This window comes from Monashia sp. HAY1-5C, from assembly GCF_056755255.1.
This window is the reverse complement of the sequence record NZ_JBPGXG010000735.1, coordinates 1-238: the sequence shown is the minus strand read 5'-3', so window position 1 is coordinate 238 and position 238 is coordinate 1. Positions and strand designations below refer to the sequence as shown.

Sequence of the window (238 nt, the reverse complement as noted above, 5' to 3'; positions counted from 1 at the left end):
GTGTCGGCCTGGGACAGGTGGTATATGCCCTTGAGGATGCCCTCGACGTCGACGTTCTCCGGCTCCGCCTGCTGCACGATCGGCTCGTTGTAGACGGTCAGGTAGTAGATGATGTTGGACTCTTCGGGAGTCCGCCCCTCGCCGTACATCCGATGCAGGCCTTCCTGGACGATGTGCGCGATCTCTTAGCCTAAGGCCGGGTCGTCGTGCACGACCGCCGGGTGGGTCGAGGCGAGGA

Annotated in this window: 1 pseudogene; it reads right to left on the bottom strand. The window is 63.4% G+C overall.

Annotated elements, in window-relative coordinates:
* Nucleotides 1-238: pseudogene (locus ACR9ZK_RS23355) on the bottom strand (hypothetical protein); the annotation flags it as partial.